19 protein-coding genes are annotated in these 21,437 nt (G+C 60.0%); 17 read left to right on the forward strand and 2 right to left on the reverse strand.

The window, feature by feature from the left end; all coding sequences use genetic code 11:
* Window positions 1–123 precede the first annotated feature (123 nt).
* Window positions 124–1,083, forward strand: coding sequence for an HTH-type transcriptional regulator Cbl (gene cbl / locus MKZ79_RS01775; protein WP_336139647.1), 960 nt, complete (start codon window positions 124–126; stop codon window positions 1,081–1,083).
* Window positions 1,084–1,216: 133 nt separating this feature from the next.
* Window positions 1,217–1,696: a hypothetical protein gene (locus MKZ79_RS01780; protein ID WP_336139649.1), complete on the forward strand. Its 480-nt coding sequence runs from the start codon at window positions 1,217–1,219 to the stop codon at window positions 1,694–1,696.
* A 232-nt stretch (window positions 1,697–1,928) separates the two neighbouring features.
* On the opposite strand, the gene MKZ79_RS01785 is transcribed toward MKZ79_RS01780, so the two are convergent.
* On the reverse strand, window positions 1,929–2,588 hold the full coding sequence (locus MKZ79_RS01785; RefSeq protein ID WP_336139651.1) for an O-methyltransferase: 660 nt from the start codon (window positions 2,586–2,588) through the stop codon (window positions 1,929–1,931).
* Window positions 2,589–2,721: 133 nt separating this feature from the next.
* Between MKZ79_RS01785 and MKZ79_RS01790 the strand changes: the two genes are divergently transcribed.
* From MKZ79_RS01790 to MKZ79_RS01860, 15 genes are all read left to right on the forward strand, one after another.
* Entirely contained in the window at window positions 2,722–3,375 is a 654-nt protein-coding gene (locus tag MKZ79_RS01790) for a DUF3313 domain-containing protein (protein WP_336139654.1), read from the forward strand.
* A gap of 222 nt (window positions 3,376–3,597) precedes the next feature.
* Entirely contained in the window at window positions 3,598–5,058 is a 1,461-nt protein-coding gene (locus MKZ79_RS01795) for an NAD-dependent succinate-semialdehyde dehydrogenase (protein ID WP_336139656.1), read from the forward strand.
* 324 nt (window positions 5,059–5,382) lie between these two features.
* Window positions 5,383–6,852, forward strand: coding sequence for an aldehyde dehydrogenase family protein (locus tag MKZ79_RS01800; protein ID WP_336139658.1), 1,470 nt, complete (start codon window positions 5,383–5,385; stop codon window positions 6,850–6,852).
* Window positions 6,853–6,875: 23 nt separating this feature from the next.
* Window positions 6,876–7,544, forward strand: a complete 669-nt coding sequence (locus MKZ79_RS01805; protein WP_336139660.1) for a haloacid dehalogenase type II — start codon at window positions 6,876–6,878, stop codon at window positions 7,542–7,544.
* A gap of 20 nt (window positions 7,545–7,564) precedes the next feature.
* Entirely contained in the window at window positions 7,565–8,836 is a 1,272-nt protein-coding gene (locus tag MKZ79_RS01810) for an NAD(P)/FAD-dependent oxidoreductase (RefSeq protein ID WP_336139662.1), read from the forward strand.
* 22 nt (window positions 8,837–8,858) lie between these two features.
* Entirely contained in the window at window positions 8,859–10,463 is a 1,605-nt protein-coding gene (locus tag MKZ79_RS01815; protein ID WP_336139664.1) for an ABC transporter substrate-binding protein, read from the forward strand.
* 27 nt (window positions 10,464–10,490) lie between these two features.
* Entirely contained in the window at window positions 10,491–11,444 is a 954-nt protein-coding gene (locus MKZ79_RS01820; RefSeq protein ID WP_336139666.1) for an ABC transporter permease, read from the forward strand.
* On the forward strand, window positions 11,444–12,295 hold the full coding sequence (locus MKZ79_RS01825; RefSeq protein ID WP_336139667.1) for an ABC transporter permease: 852 nt from the start codon (window positions 11,444–11,446) through the stop codon (window positions 12,293–12,295). The genes MKZ79_RS01820 and MKZ79_RS01825 overlap by 1 nt, the downstream gene beginning before the upstream one ends.
* Window positions 12,292–13,950: an ABC transporter ATP-binding protein gene (locus tag MKZ79_RS01830; RefSeq protein ID WP_336139668.1), complete on the forward strand. Its 1,659-nt coding sequence runs from the start codon at window positions 12,292–12,294 to the stop codon at window positions 13,948–13,950. Before MKZ79_RS01825 ends, MKZ79_RS01830 begins: the two co-directional genes overlap by 4 nt.
* Before the next feature lie 31 nt (window positions 13,951–13,981).
* Window positions 13,982–15,313: an NAD(P)/FAD-dependent oxidoreductase gene (locus tag MKZ79_RS01835; RefSeq protein ID WP_336139670.1), complete on the forward strand. Its 1,332-nt coding sequence runs from the start codon at window positions 13,982–13,984 to the stop codon at window positions 15,311–15,313.
* A gap of 11 nt (window positions 15,314–15,324) precedes the next feature.
* Entirely contained in the window at window positions 15,325–16,158 is an 834-nt protein-coding gene (locus MKZ79_RS01840; RefSeq protein ID WP_336139671.1) for a GNAT family N-acetyltransferase, read from the forward strand.
* Entirely contained in the window at window positions 16,155–17,078 is a 924-nt protein-coding gene (locus tag MKZ79_RS01845; protein ID WP_336139673.1) for a 2-hydroxyacid dehydrogenase, read from the forward strand. Before MKZ79_RS01840 ends, MKZ79_RS01845 begins: the two co-directional genes overlap by 4 nt.
* On the forward strand, window positions 17,078–18,205 hold the full coding sequence (locus tag MKZ79_RS01850) for a M20 aminoacylase family protein (RefSeq protein WP_336139675.1): 1,128 nt from the start codon (window positions 17,078–17,080) through the stop codon (window positions 18,203–18,205). Before MKZ79_RS01845 ends, MKZ79_RS01850 begins: the two co-directional genes overlap by 1 nt.
* Before the next feature lie 80 nt (window positions 18,206–18,285).
* The gene (gene gabT, locus MKZ79_RS01855; RefSeq protein ID WP_336139676.1) at window positions 18,286–19,602 is read left to right on the forward strand and encodes a 4-aminobutyrate--2-oxoglutarate transaminase; all 1,317 of its coding nucleotides are present in this window, start codon (window positions 18,286–18,288) and stop codon (window positions 19,600–19,602) included.
* 120 nt (window positions 19,603–19,722) lie between these two features.
* Window positions 19,723–20,226: an Lrp/AsnC family transcriptional regulator gene (locus MKZ79_RS01860; protein ID WP_336139677.1), complete on the forward strand. Its 504-nt coding sequence runs from the start codon at window positions 19,723–19,725 to the stop codon at window positions 20,224–20,226.
* Window positions 20,227–20,435: 209 nt separating this feature from the next.
* On the opposite strand, the gene MKZ79_RS01865 is transcribed toward MKZ79_RS01860, so the two are convergent.
* Entirely contained in the window at window positions 20,436–21,314 is an 879-nt protein-coding gene (locus tag MKZ79_RS01865) for a LysR family transcriptional regulator (RefSeq protein ID WP_336139679.1), read from the reverse strand.
* Window positions 21,315–21,437: the final 123 nt, after the last annotated feature.

Raw genomic sequence — 21,437 nt, forward strand, 5'->3', positions numbered from 1 at the left:
GTGCAGGCGCGCCTCGCCGCTATATCGCTAAAAAGCATATAAAACCTCTTTTTATTATTTGTTGCTATCAATTTGCCTTATTAACATGGCTGAAACCAACAGATAACAGAGGGAGAGGCGCACGTGAATTTTCAGCAACTTAAAATCATCCGGGAAGCGTCGCGCTGCGAGTTTAACCTGACCGAAGTCGCTAACGCGCTGTTTACCTCCCAATCCGGCGTCAGTCGCCATATACGCGATCTGGAAGATGAACTGGGCGTGGAGATCTTTATCCGTCGCGGTAAGCGGCTGCTCGGCATGACGGAGCCGGGCAAGGCGCTGTTGACTATTGCTGAACGTATCCTGGATGAAGCTGGAAAAGTGCGGCGCCTGGCCGATGTCTTTACCAATGAATCCAGCGGCGTGCTAACTATCGCCACGACGCACACGCAGGCGCGCTACAGCCTGCCGAAAGTAATTAAAGCCTTTCGCGCGCTCTATCCTAATGTTCGTCTGGAATTAAACCAGGGCACGCCGCAGGAGATTGTCTCTATGCTGGTGGCAGGAGAAGCCGATGTCGGCATCGCCAGCGAGCAGGTAGTCAATAATCCCGCGCTGGCGGCTTTCCCCTGGTTCAGCTGGCATCACGCGCTGCTGGTGCCGAAAGGGCACGAGCTGGAGCAGGAGCAGCCGGTATCGCTGGCGGCGCTTAGCCGCTATCCGCTGATCACCTATCGTCAGGGGATTACCGGTCGTTCCCGCGTCGACCGCGCGTTCTACGCGGCGGGATTAAAGCCGGATATCGTGCTAAGCGCGCAGGATTCCGACGTGGTGAAAACCTATGTCGAGCTTGGGCTGGGCGTCGGCGTGCTGGCGGATCAGGCCTGCCAGCTCGACCAGCACTCTGCACTGACGCGGCTGGAAGCCAAACACCTGTTTGAGTCCAACACCGTCTGGCTGGGGCTGAAACGCGGGCAGCTGCAGCGTAACTATGTCTGGCAATTTCTGGAGCTGTGCAACGCCAATCTGTCGCTGGAAGAGATTAAACGCCAGGCGCTCTCCACCCACGAGGTAGCGGAGCCGGTGCTGGATTTTCAGATTTAAATTCGAGGCGTCTCGAAGAACAGCAATAAAAGCCGACGGTAGCCTGCCGTCGGCTTGTTTTTAGCCCTCTGTCTCGCTAGTTTGCGTCCATCGCCGTGCAGGGAATGCACGGTTTAACGACGAGGCGCCACGGATGAAAATAGCGGTCAGTTCAATCAAACCTTTTACCCCCTCGAGAAATTTTTGCTATCTGGTCAGGGTCGATAAAGCGCAGGGCTGGTGGATAGAATATATTGTTGACATCTCTCCTCTGTCGCCGCATCTTTACTGTTTATTTACCGAGCGTTACGACCTGCGTTTTGTCCGGCAAAATTTTTTTATGGTGAGTTTTTATTCACTGGATGCGTTGCTGGGCGGTAAGCACCTTTACGAGCCTGAGCCGCGTATGCGCTATAGCAAAGATGAGCTGCAGGAGATGCTGTTGAAAGGCATTGGTGAAGCTATCGCCATCTTCATTCAGGAGCATGCACCTTGCGTCCTTATAGCGCTACCCGCACGTCCCGGTTTGGCCAGGATTTATGACCGATTGCTGAACGCTCAGGCAATGTACTCAGGCTACCGTTACATCACGCACTACAAGGAGGATGGAATATATGTCATTGAAAAACGATAGAATACCAGCAGCCAGGCATGGCTACACGCGTGAGGATATCCAGCGCATTGCAAGAGCCTGTAAAGAGGAACGCGGCAGAGTTCTTTCTGAAGCAGTCAGAAAGGCGGGCGGCGTAAGCGGTTTAGGTATGGTCAGCGAGCCGCTTCCTGAAAGGCTGACGCGTAGCTGAACAAAGGGCCATCTGGCCCTTTCTTTATCCCAGCTGACTGCCGAATCCCAGCTGACTGCCGAATCAGCCCACAATCGCAACGGAAAAACCGTCCCAGCCTTTAGCGCCTACCGTCTGAATGGCCGTTGCCGTCAGCCTCTGTTCCTCGCCCTGACGCTGCAAAAATTCCCTGAGGCCTGCGATATGCTCGTCCCGATCCGCTTCATCGGTAATGCGGCCGTCGCGCACCACGTTATCGCCAACAATCACCGTGCCTTTGCGGGAATATTTCAGCGCCCACTCCAGATAAGCCGGGTTATTCTTCTTGTCCGCATCGATAAAGATCAGATCGAAAGGCGCGGAAGAGTGGAGTTTCGGCAAACTTTCCAGCGCGGGGCCGACCAGGATAGTCACGCGGCTCTCCAGACCGGCGCGGCGAATGTTTTTCGCCGCGATTTCAGCATGGCGCGGTTCATACTCCAGCGTAATAACCTTGCCATCTTCCGGCAGCGCCCTGGCCAGCCAGATAGTGCTGTAGCCGCCGAGCGTGCCGATCTCCAGCACGCGCTTTGCGCCCATCATGCGGGCGTAGATATGCAGCAGCTTGCCCTGATTCGGCGAAACGTCGATAGCGGGCAGATTCGCCTCGCTGTTGGCGGCCAGCGCCGCCAGCAAAGCCTCATCCTGCTCAACCAGCGTATCAATCAGAAACTCATCCACTTTACTCCAGCGAAGCTCGTTCATCGTTGTCTCACTTTTTCTGGCGGCAAACAGCAACTATAGCAGCAGGATGTCTGCGGCGTTGCAGGCGAGCGGGCAGGAAAATCAGCGGCAAAGGTCTACGCTGTAAAGCAGGCTTACTCACTAAGGAGGATGTATGGTTTTCGCTAAAAGCACGCTTGCTCTCCTCGCGGTTTTACTGGCCGGTTGTGCGGCTAAAACCGCCGACCAGTCGCAATATTCCGGATTTTTAAAGAGTTACTCAGAGATAAAACCGGTTACCACGGCAACCGGACATGAAACGCTGCGCTGGATTGCGCCAGACTATCAGGCGAACCGCTATACCAGCCTCTATTTCGCGCCCGTGGTTTACTATCCTCGCGCGCAGCCCAGCGAACGCGTGAGCGCGGCCACGCTGGAGCAGATCCGCAGCTATACCGAATCCCGACTAAAAAGCGCACTGGCCGCGCGGAAAAAACTGATCGACAAACCGCAGCCCGGTAGCCTGATTGTGAAAACGGCCATCACCGCCGTGACGGCGGAAAACAAAGATATGCAGTTTTATGAAGTCGTGCCGATCGCGGCGGTAGTGGCAGGCACAATGGCCGCTACCGGCCACCGCAGCCAGAACGCCGAGCTGTTTTTAGAGGCGGAAGCGATTGATGCGGCGACCGGAAAACCGGTGATTAAAGTTATCCGCAAAGGCTATGGTAAAACCGTGGCGAACGGCACCGCGCCCATAACGGCGACGGATGTGCAAAGCGCCATTGATGATATGGTCAAAGACGTGGCGGCGTTTTCAACGCAGTAGCGCCACAACAGGTCGCCGCTCGCACAAGCGGCGGCCTCTACCTGTGACGCTTCAGGCGCCTGCCGCAAGCCCGCGATCCTGTCCGCTTCGACAATATCAGCCCACAGCATAAAATTTTGTTTCATTAATCAGAACCTGCCGTTCGCGCATTCGTACGACCCGATAACGCAGCATCCGCTGCGGCACTTCCCTTAAAGTAAAAAGACTTACAAGGGGGAAGATATGTTGACGCAACGCTTAAAGGATCCGCAGTTGTTAAAGCAGCAGGCCTGTTTCGACGGGCGCTGGCAGAGGGCCGATAATGGCGAAACGCTGCCTGTAACCAATCCGTCCACCGGCGAGGTGCTGGCGACCATACCGGCGCTGGGCGCTCAGGAGACGCAGCGAGCCATCGCTTTTGCCGATTCGGCGCGGCGGAGCTGGGCAAAAACGCCCAACGCGCAGCGCGCGCAGCTGCTGGAAAAGTGGCATCAGCTGATCCTGGATAACGCGGACGATCTGGCCGTTATCATGACCGCCGAGCAGGGCAAGCCGCTGGCGGAGGCGAAAGGCGAGGTGCTCTACGGCGCCAGCTTTGTGAAATGGTTCGCGGAAGAGGCGCGGCGCGTCTATGGCGAAACTATTCCCGCGCCGTCCGACGACCGACGTATTCTGGCGATCAAACAGCCGGTCGGCGTCGCGGCGGCAATTACGCCGTGGAATTTCCCCATCGCGATGATCACCCGCAAAGTGGCGCCCGCGCTGGCCGCAGGCTGTCCGATTATCGTCAAGCCTTCCGAGCTGACGCCGCTCTCCGCGCTGGCGCTGATGACGCTGGCAGAGCGCGCCGGTTTTCCGCCAGGCGTCATTCAGGTGCTGACTGGTTTGCCGCAGGCGATTGGCGCGGCGCTGACCGGCAGCCGCAGCGTGCGCAAAATCTCTTTTACCGGCTCCACGCGTGTCGGCCAGCTGCTGATGCAGCAAAGCGCCGACAGCATCAAGCGGCTAAGCCTGGAGCTGGGCGGCAACGCGCCGCTGATCGTCTTTGATGATGCCGATTTAGAGATCGCCGTCGCAGGTGTGATGGTCAGCAAATTCCGCAACGCCGGACAAACCTGCGTTTGCGCTAACCGTATTCTGGTGCAGCGCGGCATCAGCGCCCGCTTCAGCGAGCGTCTGCTGGAAGAGGTGGCGAAGCTGCAGGTCGGTGACGGCTTTGCCGAGGGCAGCACGCTGGGGCCGCTGATCAACCAGGCGGCGGTCAACAAGGTCAATGCGCATATAGACGATGCGGTGACGCACGGCGCGACCGTGCTGACTGGCGGCATCGCGCAAAACGACGGCACCTTTGTGGCGCCGACGGTGCTCTCCGGCGTTACCACCGCAATGCGTATCGCCCATGAAGAAACCTTCGGGCCGGTCGCGCCGCTGTTTGTTTTCGATACGGAAGAGGAGGCGCTGTCAATGGCCAACGAGACGCCTTTTGGCCTGGGCGCCTACTTCTTTACCGAGGATTTGCGGCGCGCCTGGCGAGTGGGCGAAGCGCTGGAGTTCGGCATGGTCGGCCACAACACCGGTGCCATCTCGCTTGAGGTCGCGCCGTTCGGCGGTATAAAAATGTCCGGCATCGGTCGGGAAGGCTCCCGTCACGGTATCGACGAATATCTTGAAATAAAAGCTTTTCATTTCGCCAGCCTGAATTAATTCCCGCCGGTAAAACGCCCGCTTTATTTATTAAGGCGGGCGTTTTTTTATGGCTGAAAATCACGGAAAGAAACGCGCGACTGAATAAAAAAGAGGGCCGTTATGGTGCAATTCATAGCGCAGCCGCTCCGTGCTGGTGCGTTGATAAAATTCATTAAATCAATAAGTTAACTGCGTGCGATTTTTACCCCTGATTACGGCATAAAATTTTTTTCGCGCGGCTTTTACGCATTTTTATTTTCCCGCTGGCTGGCATACTTTCTGCATAGAGTGAATAAGAACGGCACGAATGCCGACTCCACGCAATAAAAGAAGGATGGCGCCATGCTGAGTTTCGATCCCGAAAAGATTGCTTTACCGCGAGGTCACTATATTAACGGCGAGCAGCGTACCGATGGCGGCAGCCGTTTTGAGGTGCGCCGTCCTTCTGATGGCCGCACGGCCGGCGAGCTGGCGGAAGCCAACGCTTCGCTGGTGGATGAAGCGGTAAAAGCGGCGGATCGCGCCGTGAAAGAGAGCGGCTGGGCAAGCTGTCCGCCTCGCCAGCGCGGCGCGGTTTTGCGGCGCTGGGCCGATCTGATCCAGGCCGACACCCGGCTTCCGTTGCTGGAGGCTTTGGGATCCACACGCCCTATTTATGACGTTATCCATCACGAGATCCCTTTTACTGCCGAAGCCATCCGCTTTTACGCGGAGTGTGCGGACAAATATAGCGGCGATTTGTTACCGACGCGTGACGCCAGCCTGGGCATGCTGATCCCGGAACCCTACGGCGTTATCGGCGCCATCACGCCGTGGAATTTTCCGCTGTCGATGGCCTCATGGAAGTGCGGCCCGGCGCTGGCGGCGGGCAACGCCGTGGTGCTGAAACCCTCTGAGCTGACGCCTTATTCTACCGTGCGTTTCGCCGAGCTGGCGGCAGAAGCGGGGTTGCCCGCGGGCGTGCTGAATATCGTGCAGGGCAGCGGCGCCGTTACCGGCAGCGCGCTGGTGGCGCATCCGCTGGTGCGCAAAGTCTCTTTTACCGGCTCGACGCTGACCGGCGCGCGCATTATGAGCGACGCGGCGCACCACGGCATGAAGCCGGTCACGCTGGAGCTGGGCGGCAAAAGTCCGCAGCTGGTATTTGACGACGCGGGCGATGTCGCGGAAGTCGCGGGCCGCATCCTGCGCGGCTTTACCGCCAACGGCGGCCAGGCCTGCGTGGCGGGCACGCGATTAATCGTGCAGCGTGGCATCGCGGAGGCGCTGATCGACAGCCTGATCGCGCTCTGTCAGGGCTTTCAGCCGGGCGTCACCTGGGATGAGAACAGCCGCTACGCGCCGCTGATTGACCGTCGCCAGGCCGCGAAAGTACAGCAGGTTATCGAGGCCGCCGTGCGTCAGGGCGGCGAAATCCTGACCGGCGGCAAACGCTTTGAGAACACGGGCGAAGGCTATTTCTGGCAGCCGACGCTGCTGGCCAGCGTGGCGGCCGACAGCCCGGCGGTACAGGATGAGATCTTCGGGCCGGTGCTGACCGTGCAGGTTTTCGACACGGAAGAAGAGGGCCTGGCGCTGGCGTCGCACCCAACCTATGGCCTCTGCGCGGGCGTCCATACCAAAAACCTCGACCGGGCTCTGCGCGCCATTCGCGGCATTGCGGCGGGCACCGTCTGGGTCAACCGCTACGGACGTTCCGGCGACTTTATTATTCCTACCGGCGGCTTTCACGGTTCCGGCATCGGTAAAGATTTAGGCCGTCAGGCTTTCGAAGCCTGCCAGCGTTACAAGAGCGTACTGATCGATTTCTGATTACTCCATCAAGAGGATGCGGCATGAGCGTGTTTAAACCGAAATTTATCACCTTCGACTGTTACGGCACTCTGATCAACTTTGATATGTCCGGCGCGGCGGCGAAGATTTTCGCCGGTCGCGTCAGCCCGGAAAAAATGCGGGCCTTCACTGACGATTTTTCCAGCTATCGCATGGATGAAGTGCTGGGCGCGTTCAAACTCTATCCCGAAGTGGTCGGCAACGCGCTTTACCGCACCTGCAACAAATGGGGCGTGGAGTGTACGGACGAGGATTGCGCGGCGGTCATGGCGGCCTGCGCCACTTGGGGCCCGCATCCCGACGTACCGGCCGGGCTGGCGAAAGTCGCGCAGGAATTTCCGCTGGTGCTGCTCACCAATTCCACCGACGAGCTGATCAAAAACCACGTTCCCCGTCTGGGCGCGCCGATCCATATGACCATTACGGCGGAAGAGGTCGGCGCCTATAAGCCGCAGATGAAAGGCTTCGAGTATATGCTCAGCAAGCTCAACTGCGGCCCGGAAGAGATCCTGCACGTCTCCAGCAGTCTGCGCTACGACCTGATGACCGCGCACGACCTGGGCATCACCCACAAAGTCTTCGTCAATCGCGGCCACGGGCCGGGCAATCCTTTCTACGGCTACAGCGAAATTCAGGATATCGGCGGGCTTCCTGCTGTGGTCGGCCTCTAACCCAACGCGGGAGCAGCGCGATGAAACTGGAATCTTTCTGGCAGGCGACGGCGCCGACCTTTACCGGCGCGGCCACCGGCGATCTGCCCGCCACGGCGGACGTGGTAGTAATCGGCGGCGGCTTTACCGGTATTTCGGCAGCGCTCAGCCTCGCGCGCAGCGGGCTGAAGGTAGTGGTGCTGGAAGCGGCGGGCGTGATGAGCCAGGCGTCGGCGCGCAACGGCGGCCACTGCAACACCGGCGTGGCGCAAAACTTCGCCTCGCTGGTGGAGAGACTCGGCGAAGAGCAGGCAAACCGCTACTATCGCGCCTTCGCCAGCGCGGTGGACTATGTGCAAAGCCTGGTGACGCAAGAGCAGATCGACTGCGATTTTCTGCGCTGCGGCAAGATCAAGCTCGCCAGCAAGCCAGGCCATTTCGCCGGGCTGAAGGCGACTTATGAAGCGCTGCGGCGCGGCGTAGACCCCGACGTGGATCTGATCGGCGCGGATGAGGTCAGGCGCGAGGTTAACTCAGATGCCTTCCACGGCGGCCTGATCCAGAAGCACGGCGGCCAGATGCATATGGGCAAGTTCGGCATCGGCCTGGCGGAAGCGGCAGCCCGCAGCGGCGCGGCGATCTTCGAGCATACGCCGGTAACCGGCCTTGCCCGCGTGAAGGGTTATCAGCATCGCGTCGGCACCGCGCGGGGCGAGATTCTGGCGGAGAAAGTGCTGATGGCGACCGGCTGCTCCAACGTCGGGCCGTTTGAGTGGTTCCAGCGGCGCATTATTCCTGTGGGCAGTTTTATTGTGGTAACCGAGCCGCTGGCGAACCTGCGCGAGCTGCTGCCCGCCAATCGTACCTGCGTCACCTCGATGAATATCGGCAACTACTTTCGCACCACAGCGGACAACCGGCTGGTGTTCGGCGGCCGCGCCCGCTTTGCCGTGAGCAGCCCAACCTCTGACGCGCGCAGCGGCAAAATATTGCAGGCGGGCATGAGCAAAATCTTCCCGTCGCTTGCCGACGCCCGCATCGACTACTGCTGGGGCGGCCTGGTGGATATGACCGCCGATCGCCTGCCGCACGCGGGCGAACATGAGGGCGTTTTCTACTCGCTGGGCTACAGCGGCCACGGCACCCAGATGTCGGTATGGATGGGCCGCGTGATGGCCGATCTGCTGGCGGAAAAAAGCGTGGAGAATCCGTGGCGGCGTGAAAGCTGGCCTGCGGTGCCCGGCTACTTCGGCAAGCCGTGGTTCCTGCCGGTAGCGGGCCTCTACTACAAAACACTGGATCGGATCTCCTGAACCAAGACCTGAGGGCGTGCAGATGAGTAAATTTCGTAAAGCGTTCACCGGCGTAAACCCATCTTTAACCCAGGCCATTACGGACGTGGCGATTTCCCGGCGCGGCATGATGAAGCTGCTATCGGCAGGCGCGGTGATGAGCACCGGCCTGATCGGCTTTCCCGAAGTCAGTTTTGCGGCGGAAACGCCGGTAAAAGGCGGCAGGCTGCGCGCTGCGGTCGCCAACGCCTCCGCTACCGACACGCTCGATCCGGCCAAAGGCAGCAACAGCGGCGACTATTGCCGCCAGTTTATGTTCTACAGCGGCCTGACCGAGCTGGATAAAAACCTTAAGGCGCAGCCCGCATTGGCAGAGTCGATTGAGAGCAGCGACGGCCTGACCTGGCAGATCAAACTGCGTCCGGGCGTGACCTTTCACGACGGCAAAAGCCTTACCGCCGACGATGTGATCTGGTCGCTGAGTCGCCATAAAGATCCCGCCGTCGCCTCCACCGCCATCACCCAGGCGAAGCAGTTCAGCAGCCTTACCGCCGTCAGCCCGACAGAGGTAAAACTGGTGCTGACGAAGCCGAACTTTGATATTCCGACGGTGCTGGCCACCAGCCAGTTTCTGATCCTGCCAAAGAACACCACCGACTTCAGCAAGGCGATCGGCACCGGCCCCTTCGTGCTGAAAAGCTTTACGCCGGGCGTCAGCACGGTCGGCACCAAAAATCCGCACTACTGGAAGCCGGGCCTGCCGCATCTGGACGAGGTGGAGCTGATGGGCGTCACCGATCAGGCGGCGCGCGTCAACGCGCTGATGTCCGGCGACTTAAACATGGTGGCGACGCTCTCCTCCCACGACGTCAAACGCCTGCGCCAGTCCGGCCAGTTTGGCGTGCTGGAGAGCAAATCGGGCATGTACACCAATTTGATCGTGCGCACCGATATGAAACCGGGCAGCAACGAAGATTTCGTGCTGGGTATGAAATATCTGCAGCCGCGCGAAATGATGGTGAAAACGGTGATGCAGGGCTTCGGCCAGGTCGCCAACGACACGCCGGTGCCGCCGTGGCATCCGCTGTTCAACAAGGATATTCCGCAGCGTCCGCTGGATATCGAAAAGGCGAGATTTCACTTTAAAAAAGCCGGCATGGCAGGCGCCAGCGTTGAAATCATCACCACGCAAAATATTGAAGGATCGGTGGAAGGCGGCCAGCTTATCCAGCAGCTTGGCAGCGCGGCGGGCATGAAGTTCAACGTGCGTCGCGTGCCTTATGACGGCTACTGGTCAACGCACTGGACGAAAGATCCGCTAGGTTACGGCTCGATCAACCCGCGCGCCACCGTAGATCTGCTGCTGTCGCAGTTTTACCTGTCGGACGCGCCCAACAATGAATCGGGCTGGAAAAACGCGCAGTTCGACCAGCTGGTAGAAGCCGCGCGCGGCGAGCGGGATCAGGCAAAGCGCAAGCAGATGTATGGCGATATGCAGCAGCTGATCTACGACCACAGCGGCACGCTGATCCCCACTTTTATCAGCTCGCTGGATGGCTACAGCAACAAGGTCAGGGGCGTCGAGGCCTGGCCGTCGGGCATGATGATGGGCTACCGCTTTCACGAGTTTGCCTGGCTTTCGGCCTGATCCGTTCTATCCGACAGGAGAGCGACCATGAACCGCTATCTGCTTTTTCTTATCGCGCGCCGCTGCGGCTCGGGCCTGCTGACGCTGCTGATCGTCTCCGCCGTGGTCTTTTTTGTCACCAGCCAGCTGCCGGGCGACGCGGCGCAAATGGTGCTGGGCCAAAGCGCCACGCCGGAAACCGTGGCGGCGTTACGCCAGCAGCTGGGTCTGGATCAGCCGCTGATGCTGCGCTATCTGCACTGGCTGGGCGGTATGCTGCACGGCGATTTCGGCACCTCGTTCGCCAGCCATCTGCCGGTGTCGCAGCTGGTAGCGCAGCGTATGCCCGCCACCTTTGAGCTGGCGGCCATCGCCACGCTGGTGTCGGTGCCGCTGGCGCTGCTGATTGGCCTGGCGGCCGCCATGAAGCGCGGCTCGCGGTTCGATCGCGCCCTGATGCTGGGCACGATGGCGGTGGTGGCGGTGCCGGAATTTCTGGTGGCGACGCTCGCGGTGATTATCTTCGCCGTCAAGCTGCACTGGGTGCCTGCAATGTCATTAGGCACGCCAGCGCTCGATTTCGTCAGCTATTTGAAAACCTACGCGCTGCCGGTGCTGACGCTCTGCTGCGTGCTGGTGGCGCAGATGGCGCGCATGACCCGCTCGGCGCTGATCAATCAGATGGAGAGCCCCTATCTGGAGATGACGCTGCTGAAGGGCGTTTCGCCGCTGCGCGCCGTCCTGCGTCACGCGCTGCCCAATGCGGTGGGGCCGATCGCCAACGCCATCTCGCTCAGCCTCTCTTACCTGTTCGGCGGCGTGATCATTATCGAAAGCATCTTCAGCTATCCGGGCCTCGCCAGCCAACTGGTCGACGCGGTCAGCAATCGCGATCTGCCGGTTGTTCAGCTCTGCGTGATGTTGTTTGCGGGCTGTTATCTGCTGCTGCTGTTGCTGGCGGATATTCTCACCATCGCGTTCAATCCAAAATGGAGAGGCTGATGAACCTGCTCACGCTGCCTTTGCGCTTTTTTCTGTCGCTGACCGCCAGTGGCAAAACCGGTCTGCTGATTACCCTGGTCTGGATCGCGCTGGCGATTTTCGGCCCGTGGCTGACGCCTTACAAACTTGAGGATATCGGCGTCGGCCCGATGTTCGGCGGCTTCAGCAAGGCTTTCTGGTTCGGTACCGACTATCTGGGCCGCGATATGGTCAGCCGCATTCTGTACGGCGCGCGCTACTCGATCGGCCTGGCGCTGGGCGCGGCGCTGCTCGCCAGCCTGACCGGCACGCTGCTGGCGCTGCTGGCGGCGGTCGCGGGACGCTGGCTGGAGGAAATTCTCGGCCGCCTCAACGACGCCATGCTGGTGCTGCCCGGCAAAATTCTGGCGCTGATGATGGTGGCGGTGTTCGGTTCCTCGCTGCCGATGCTGGTGGTCACCGCCGTCTTCACCTACTGGCCGGGCGCGTTTCGCATCGCCTGGGCGATGGCTTCCAGCCTGCGCTCGATGGACTACGTGCGCGCCTCCAGGCTGCGCGGCGAAAGCCGCTTCTATATCGCTATCCACGACATTCTGCCCAATATGCTGCATCCCATGCTCACCGATTTCGGGCTGCGCTTTGTCTATATCGTGCTGCTGCTCAGCGGCCTGAGTTTTCTGGGGCTGGGCGTGCAGCCGCCGTACGCCGACTGGGGCACGCTGGTGCGCGAAAATCTGCAGGGACTGTTCGACGGCTCTCCGGCGGTGCTGATGCCCGCGCTGGCTATCGCCAGCCTGACCATCGGCGCCAACCTGTTTATCGACAGCCTGCAGGCGATGCGTCCGCTCGCGCCGGCTAAGGGGGTTGCATGACGGTAACACCACATAAAGCTCGTCCGATGGTGGCGGTAGAAAACCTGCGCGTCATCGCGCACGCCGAAGATGGCCGGGAAATTCCGCTGGTGGACGATATCCGCTTCACCGTGCAAAAAGGGGAAGTGCTGGCGCTGATCGGCGAATCCGGCTCCGGTAAAACCACTATTGCGCTGGCGCTAATGGGCTATGCGCGGCACGGTTGCCATATCGCCCAGGGAACGATTCACGTCGCCGGCACCGACGTCACTGCGCAAACGCCCGCGCAGCTGCGGCAGTTTCGCGGCAACAAGGTCGCCTATATTGCGCAGAGCGCCGCCGCCTCTTTTAACCCGGCGATGAAGATTATCGATCAGGTGGTAGAGCCGGTGGTGATCCACAAAGTAATGAGCCGCGCCGAGGCGGAGAAAAAAGCGGTGGCGCTGTTCCGCGAGCTGGCGCTGCCAGAACCGGAAACCATCGGCCAGCGCTATCCGCACCAGGTTTCCGGCGGCCAGCTACAGCGCCTGATGACCGCAATGGCGCTGATTAGCGACCCGGAAGTGGTGATTCTGGACGAGCCGACCACCGCGCTGGACGTCACCACGCAGGTTGAAGTGCTGAAAACCTTCCGCCGCGTAGTGCGCCAGCGCGGCATGACCGCTATTTACGTCAGTCACGATCTGGCCGTGGTGGCGCAGATGGCCGACCGCATTCTGGTGCTGCTGAAGGGCGCTATCGCCGAGTACGGCACTACCGAGGATCTGCTGCGCGCGCCGCAGGCGGAGTACAGCCATCTGCTGCTGGAAGCGGCGAAGCAGAAGGTGCGGCCCAGCCCGTGGCGGCCGGAAGAGGCCGCGCTGCAGCCGATGCTGGAAGTGCGCGATCTCTTTGCCGGCTACGGCCCGCTCGACAGGCATGGCCAGCCTGCCATCCCTATCCTGCACGATATCAGCCTGCGTCTTTATCGCGGCCAGGCGATGGGCATTATCGGCGAGTCCGGCTCCGGCAAAACCACGCTGGCGCACGCTATCGCCGGTATGAACAAGCCGTGCGGCGGTCATATTCTGTTCAATGGCCACTATATCGCGGGCGAAATGCGGCAGCGTTCGGCCAACGAGCTGCGGCGTATTCAGTACGTGTTCCAGATGGCGGATACCGCGCTCAATCCGGCGCACAGCGTGGAAACCCTGCTGGCGCGGCCGCTGAAGCTGTTCCACGACCTGCGCGGCGCGGCGTTGAATCAGCGCGTCGCGCAGCTGCTGGATCTGGTCAGGCTGCCGACCAGCGTGCTCAACCGACGTCCGTGGGCGCTTTCCGGCGGCCAGAAGCAGCGCGTCAACCTGGCGCGGGCGCTGGCGGCGGAACCCGATCTGATCCTCTGCGACGAGGTAACCTCCGCGCTGGATACGGTGGTGGCGGCGGCGGTGCTGGATCTGATCACCGATCTGCGCCGCGAGCTGGGGCTGTCGGTGATATTTATCAGCCACGATCTGCACGCCGTGCGCTCGGTCTGCGACGAAATCATGGTGGTGAAAAACGGCCGGATGGTGACTCAGGTGGCGCGCGCCGACTACGATAAACCTTCCAGCGAGCTCTATTACGAGCGGCTGAAGCGGGCAGTGCCGGAGCTGCGTCAGGGCTGGCTTGACGAACATAACGATATCGCGCTGTAGCGGCGCGACTGACACCATTAAGAGGTTAACTATGCCCGCACTGATACGGTACGTACAGGATAGCCGATATTTCCCCGAGTCGGTCGATGTGGTGGTGATCGGCGCCGGCATTGCCGGCACGAGCGCGGCTTACGAACTGGCGAGAAAAGGGGTCAGCGTGGCGCTGATCGAAAAAGGGCTGGTCGGCGGCGAGCAGTCCAGCCGCAACTGGGGCTGGTGCCGCCAGCAGAACCGCGACGAACGCGAGCTGCCGCTGATCATCTACGCGCTGCGGCGCTGGGGCGAGCTGGCGCAGGAAACCGGCGAGGAGCTGGGCTTTCGCCGCTCCGGTCTGGTCTACGCCACCGGCAACCAGAGCGATATCGACGCCTGGGAAAGCTGGGGCGCGATGGCGAAAAACTACGGCGTGCGCAGCGACATTCTGAGCGCCGAACGGGCAAAAACCATGACGCCGGGCAGCACCAGCCGCTGGCTGGGCGGCGTCTCGTCGCCTACGGACGGCCATGCGGAACCGGCGATGGCGTCGGCCGGACTGGCGATCGCGGCGCAGCGGCTGGGCGCAAGCGTCTTCCAGCAGTGCGCCGTGCGCGGGCTGGATATCTCTGCGGGGAAGGTCAGCGGCGTTATTACCGAAAGAGGAACGATCAAAACCCAGCGCGTGATCTGCGCGGGCGGCGCCTGGACCTCTATGTTCTGCCGTCGTCACGGTATTGAGCTGCCGCTGGGCAACGTTATCGGCACCGCTTTTCGCACCGCGCCGATCGAGCAGGCGATCGCCATGCCGCTCTACACGCCGGGCTTCGCCTGTCGCCCGCAGCTGGACGGCAGCTACACCGTTTCCGTTTCCGGCCGTGGCCGTCTCGCTCCGGGCGCGCAGGGGCTGCGCTACGCGCGGCAGTTCTGGCCTACCTTCAAAGCGCGACGTAAAAACCTGAAGCTGGAGCTGGGGCTGGATCCCTTTATGAAAGGGCCGGAGGCGCTGGCGCGCTGGCAGTTCGACCACCGCTCGCCGTTTGAACAAATCCGCATCCTCGATCCCGCGGCCGATATGGCGCTGGTGCAGGAAGGGCTGAATGCGATGCGCAAAGAGTATCCGGCGCTGGCCGGGCTGCGCGTCGAGCAGGCCTGGGGCGGCATGATTGACAACACGCCGGACGCGGTGCCGGTGATCTCGCACGTAGAGAAACTTCCCGGCCTGATCCTGTCGGCAGGCTACAGCGCGCACGGCTTCGGCATCGGGCCGGGCGCGGGACGGCTGGCCGCCGATCTGGCGACCGATTCCACGCCGGTGGTCGACCCGACGCCGTTCCGCTACGCGAGGCTGGTGGACGGCAGCGGACTTCAGCAGCCAGGCATGATGTAAAGGAGAAGAACATGGACATTATCAGGATGGACGAGCGGCACCTGGAGGCCGCTTACGAATTGACGCAGCGGCTGAAGTGGCCGCACCGCCGCGAAGACTGGCGCCAGGCGCTGGCGCTGGGCGAAGGCGTGGCGGCGGTAGATAACGGCAAGCTGCTGGGCACCACGCTTTTCTGGCGCTGGGGCGACTACGCCACGCTGGGGCTGGTGATCGTCGCCGACGAGGCTCGCGGTAAAGGCCTCGGCAAACAGTTAATGCAGACGGCGATTGCCGAACTGGCAGGGCATCAGCTGCGGCTGCACGCCACTGAAATGGGCAAAGGGCTGTATGAGAAGCTCGGTTTTGTCGCTACCGGCTGCGTTGTGCAGCACCAGAGCCGCGAGCTGACGCCGGGAGAACGTATCGCGCCGCTGGCCTCGCAAAGGCTGCGGCTGGCGCGGCACGAAGAACTGGAGGAACTGAGCGCGCTGGAGAGCCGCGCGCACGGCCTGCGTCGACCTGAGCTTATCGCCAGCCTTTACGACAGCGCCGAGCGTTTTCTGGTACTGGAAGAGCGCGGCGAGGTGGCCGGTTTTGCTGCTCTGCGCCGCTTTGGCCACGGCTTCGCCATCGGCCCGATCGTCTGCCGTGATTTGCCGCAGGCGCAGGTGCTGGTCAGCGAACTGCTTTCCGGGCTGGAAGGCGAGTTTGTGCGCATCGACACCGACAGCGAGTCTGGCCTGGGCGACTGGCTAACGACGCTGGGCATGGTGCAGGTCGACGCGCCCGTCACCATGTATAAAGGCGCAACCTGGCAGCCGCAGGGCATACGGGCGTTTGGGCTGATGAGCCAGGCGATGGCATGAATATTCTCTATAAGTCGGAGCCGGAGCGCGGACGCCTCTGGGCGGAGCGGCTGAAAACGCTGCTGCCGGAAGCGACCTTTCGCCAGTGGCCCGATGTGGGCGATCCGACGAAAATCGACTATCTGGTCGCCTGGCAGCCGCCGGAAAACCTCAGCGACTTTACCGCGCTTAAGGTGCTTTTCTCCGTAGGCGCGGGCGCGGAGCAGTTTGACTATGCCGCCTTGCCGCCCGAGCTGCCGGTCGTGCGCATGATTGAACCCGGCCTCACCAGCGGCATGGTGGAATATGTCACCTTCGCCGTGCTGGGGCTGCATCGCGAGATGCCGCGCTATTTTCAGCAGCAGCGCGAAAAGAACTGGCTGGCGCACGCCTCATTGCCTGCCGCCAGGCGTCGGGTCGGTGTAATGGGCGTCGGCAAGCTGGGCGAAGCGGTGCTGCAACCCTTGCTCCAGCTGGGCTTTGACTGCGCGGGCTGGAGCCGCACGCCAAAAAATATTCCCGGCGTGGCGAGCTTTGTCGGCGAAGCGCAGCTGGGCGCTTTTCTGGCGCGCAGCGATATCCTGATCTGCCTGCTGCCGCTTACCGCCGCCACCGAAAACATTCTCAACGCCGATCTCTTCAGCCAGCTGCCGCCGGGCGCGTCGCTGGTTCACGCAGGACGCGGCAAACAGCTTAATCATCAGCATCTGCTGAACGCGCTGGAAAGCGGGCAGCTTGCTGCGGCCGTGGTCGATGTCACCTCGCCGGAGCCGCTGCCCGCCGATCATGCTTTCTGGCGTCATCCCGCGATCTGGCTGACGCCGCATATCGCCAGCCAGGCGCAGCCGGAAAGCGCGCTGACGGCGCTGCTGGAAAATATCCGCCGTTTTGAACGCGGCGAACCGATGCACGGGCTGGTGGAGCGAGAGCGAGGCTACTGATGAACGACTTAATCGCGCTGCGGCGGGATCTGCATACGCACCCTGAGCTGGGCTTCGCCGAGCATCGTACGGCGGCTATTGTCGCGGACTTTCTGGCCGCGCTGGATATTGAAGTGCATCGCGGCATTGGCAAAACCGGCGTGGTCGGCGTTTTACGGCGCGGCGGCAGCGGCAAAACTATCGGCCTGCGGGCCGATATGGACGCCTTGCCGATGGACGACGCGGGCGAGCAGCCGTGGAGAAGCCAGCAGGCGGGATGCAGCCACGCGTGCGGTCACGATGGCCATATCGTGATGCTGCTTGGCGCAGCGCAGGCGCTGGCACGGGCGGAAAATTTCGACGGCACCGTGGTTTTTATCTTTCAGCCAGCGGAAGAGGGGCTGGCGGGCGCGCAGGCGATGCTTGACGACGGCCTGCTGCAGCGCTTTCCCTGCGACGCCGTTTACGCCGTCCATAACTGGCCGGAGCTGCCGCTGGGCAGCGCGCAAACGCGACCGGGCGCTATTATGGCAGCCGCCGACCGCTTCGATATCACGGTCAAAGGCGGCGGCGGTCATGCCGCTCAGCCGCACCTCAGCCCCGATACGCTGCTGGCGACCAGCGAGCTGGTGGTGCAGCTTAATACCATAGTGGCGCGCGCTGTCGATCCCTGTGAAGCGGCGCTGCTCACGGTAACGCGTGTTCAGGGCGGCGCTTCGCACAATATGATCCCGGCCGAAGCCGCTATCACCGGCACCGTACGCACCTTCCATCCCCGAATACAGGACGTGATTGAGAAACGCCTGCGTGAAATGGCTCTGCACGTGACGGCGGCACACGGCCTGACGGCGGAGATCCGCTACAAACGCTACTATCCCGCCACCATCAACAGCGCGGCGGAAGCGGAACTGGCGCTTTGCGCCGCGCAAAACGCCGGACTGAACGCCTCGCTGGCAGTAAAGCCCGCGCTTACCTCGGAAGATTTCTCTTTTATGCTGCAGGCCGTACCCGGCGCCTATCTGTGGCTGGGAGCGGCGGAGAGCCGTCCGCTGCATCATCCTGCCTATGACTTCAACGACGCGCTGATCCCCTACGGCGTCAGTTGGTTTTGCGAAGTCGTTCGCGCGGCGCTGCCGCTAAAAAGCTAGCCTGGCTGTCGACAGCTGATGCCGTCGTTAAGGTTTATACGGCAGCGGCGCTACTTTATTTCATGCAATGAGGAACAGAGATGCAAAGTTTACTGGTTGAAGAGCAGACATTTACCGACAACGCCCTGTTTCTGGATGCCCGCGAAGCGCAGGTATCGCGCGGCGTGGCGACGGCGCATCCCCTGACCATCGCCAAAGGGAAAGGCGCGGAAGTATGGGATGTGGAGGGCAACCGCTATCTGGATTTCGTGGCGGGTATCGGCGTGCTTAACGTCGGCCATAATCATCCGGCAGTGGTGCAGGCCGTTACGCAACAGCTGCAGCAGCTGACGCACGCCTGTTTCCAGGTCGCCGCTTATCCGGGCTATATCGAACTGGCCGAAAGGCTGAACCAGCTGGTGGGCAAGGGCGAGCGCCATAAAAGCGTCTTTTTCACCAGCGGCGCGGAAGCGGTAGAAAACGCGGTAAAAATCGCGCGTGCTTACACCAACCGCGCCGGCATTATCGCCTTTGACGGCGCGTTTCACGGCCGCACGCTGCTAGGCTGTACGCTGACCGGCATGAGCCAGCCCTACAAACAAAACTTCGGGCCTTTTGCGGGCGAAGTCTACCGCGTGCCTTTTCCCAACGCTTTTCACGATGTCAGCGAAGAGGATTGCCTGCAGGCGCTGAATACGCTGTTCGCAGTACAGATCCTGCCGGAGCGCGTCGCCGCGATCATTATCGAACCGGTACAGGGCGACGGGGGTTTTCTGCCGGCTTCTCCCGCCTTTATGCGGGCGCTGCGCGATATTACGCAGCGGCACGGCATTCTGCTGATCTGCGATGAAGTACAGACCGGCTTTGGCCGCACCGGCACCATGTTCGGCTTCCAGCACAGCGGCGTGCAGCCGGATATGATCACCGTGGCGAAAAGCCTCGGCGGTGGCCTGCCGATCTCAGGCGTAGTGGGGCGTGCCGAGGTCATGGATGCACCGCTGCCCGGCGGGCTGGGCGGCACCTACGGCGGCAACGCGCTGGCCTGCGCCGCCGCGCTGGCGGTGCTGGATCTCTTTGAACAGGAGCCGTTACTGGCGCGGGCTAACCAGCTTGGCGCACAGCTCAACGCGCGGCTGAAGCAGCTGGCGGAAAAATACGCCTGTATCGGCGATGTGCGCGGCGTTGGTCTGATGCAGGCGGCGGAAATCATCGATATCGATACCGGCAAGCCGGACGCGGCGCTGACGCAGAAGATCCTCGACGCCGCCTGTCAGGAAGGGCTGTTGCTGATCAAGTGCGGCGTGCAGCGCAACACCGTGCGCTTTCTGGCGCCGCTGGTGACCAGCGATTCGCAGCTGGAAGAGGCGCTGCATATCTTCGACATCGCGCTGGCCCGCGCCACCGGCAGGCTGGACTGAGCGCGTTTCTCATTGATATTACTGGCGTATTAAGGCGGTATAGCACGGTAAAACGCTGGCGTGCTCAGTGTGAAGCGTGTTATACCCATCTTATGACAAACTGGTAACAATGAGGGTGTTATGAACGGCTTAATGAAACTGGACCGCATTGATATCAATATCCTGGTGCAGCTACAAAAGGATGGCCGCATCAGCAACGTAAACCTTGCCGACGCCGTCGGGCTCTCGCCTAGCCCTTGTCTACAGCGGGTTAAACGGCTGGAAACCGCGGGCTTTATTACCGGCTATGAAGCGCATGTTAATTTACCTAAAATTACCGATTCCGTAACGGTCTTTACCGAAGTGACATTGGCCGGACACCGGCGCGAAGATTTTATGCGCTTTGAAAACGCCATCCGGGAAGTGGACGAGCTGATGGAGTGCCATTTGATTACCGGCGGCTACGACTACTTACTGCGTTTTATTACCCGCAGCATCGAACACTACCAGGAAGTGATAGAGAGTTTGCTGGACGCCAAAGTCGGCATAGATAAATACTTCAGTTATATTGTTATTAAATCTCCCATCATCAAAAGCAGCGTGCCGCTACGTTCGCTGCTCTCCCGCCATACCGTTGAACTCTGATTATATGCTGACAGCCGAAAACGGTTGTCGGGCATAGCCTGCGCAAGCACAGGGTAATTCCGGGTCGTCGGCTAAGAAAATATTTTATTAAGGAGGCGGTTTATCTGGCTCAACGTCTCTATTTCGCCAGATGACATACAGCTTTAGCAGAAATGTGGCTCGGCAATAAACCAGCGCAGATAAAAAAGAGAGACATCCTGTCCCTTTAATTAAGCGTTAACCTGAGCGCCTTCCACCGTATCCAGCGCATATTTTAAAGAGAACTCACGCTCTTTCAGATAATAGATATAGGTTTTCAGCTCCGGGAAAAGCTTCTCGACGCGATGGTTTAACTCGCTGAAATTCGTAATCTTGTTCTTATAGAACGCCACCATCGATTCGCTGATTAAGCCTACGGCTTCACCGTTGGCGATAAGAGACATGTAGTTATGGATATCATCCACGATGATTACCTGAGCCGTCGGGCAAATAGTCAGAATACGGGTATGCGCATTTTTTACGTAGTGCTCGTGGAAGCCGTTAGTAGGAATAATAATGGGCATGTTTTTCAAATCGCTGAGCTGATACTCAGGCAGCGTTTTGGAATAGAGATAGCAGGCCGATTCGCTAAAGAAGCTCATTGACATAATACCGTTATGGCTGATCTCCCGATGAGAGATAACGCCGTGGATCTCGCCGGAAAGCAGCGATTCCACCGAGGTTTTGGTATCGCAGGCGCAGTAGGAGACGCTTTCCGTCTTTTTACGGGTTTTGACCAGCAGGTTAAACAAGAAAGGGTTGAGATTCTCCACGCCTATCATTAATCCTCTGCGAATATTTAAATTGGTTCTTTTCTGTGAGAAATAGTCTTCCAGTTCAGTCATCTTATCGTAATGCGGCATTATTTTCTCATACAGCTCAAGCCCTTTTTTAGTCAGGGTGAAATCATGGTCGGTGCGGGAAAATAATTTAAAGCCCAGTTCATCTTCCAGTATTTTTATTCGGCGAGAAATAGGTGAGGAGGTCACAAAAAGTATTTCCGAAGCCTTTTTAAGTGATTTTTCTCTGGCCAGAACAATAAAGCATTTAAGATTTGATGACAGAAACATAAAACCTCCAGATCGTTTAACAACTGTTAACTTCACGTAAATTTATGAAAAATATAGCATACTTACGAAAGCACTGAACGGGGGGGATTTACAGAGTAATGACGATTTTATTTTTGTAATCAT

Origin of the sequence: Erwinia sp. CGal63 (assembly GCF_037026505.1) — a bacterium.
In the GTDB taxonomy this organism is placed as follows: Bacteria; Pseudomonadota; Gammaproteobacteria; order Enterobacterales; family Enterobacteriaceae; genus Erwinia.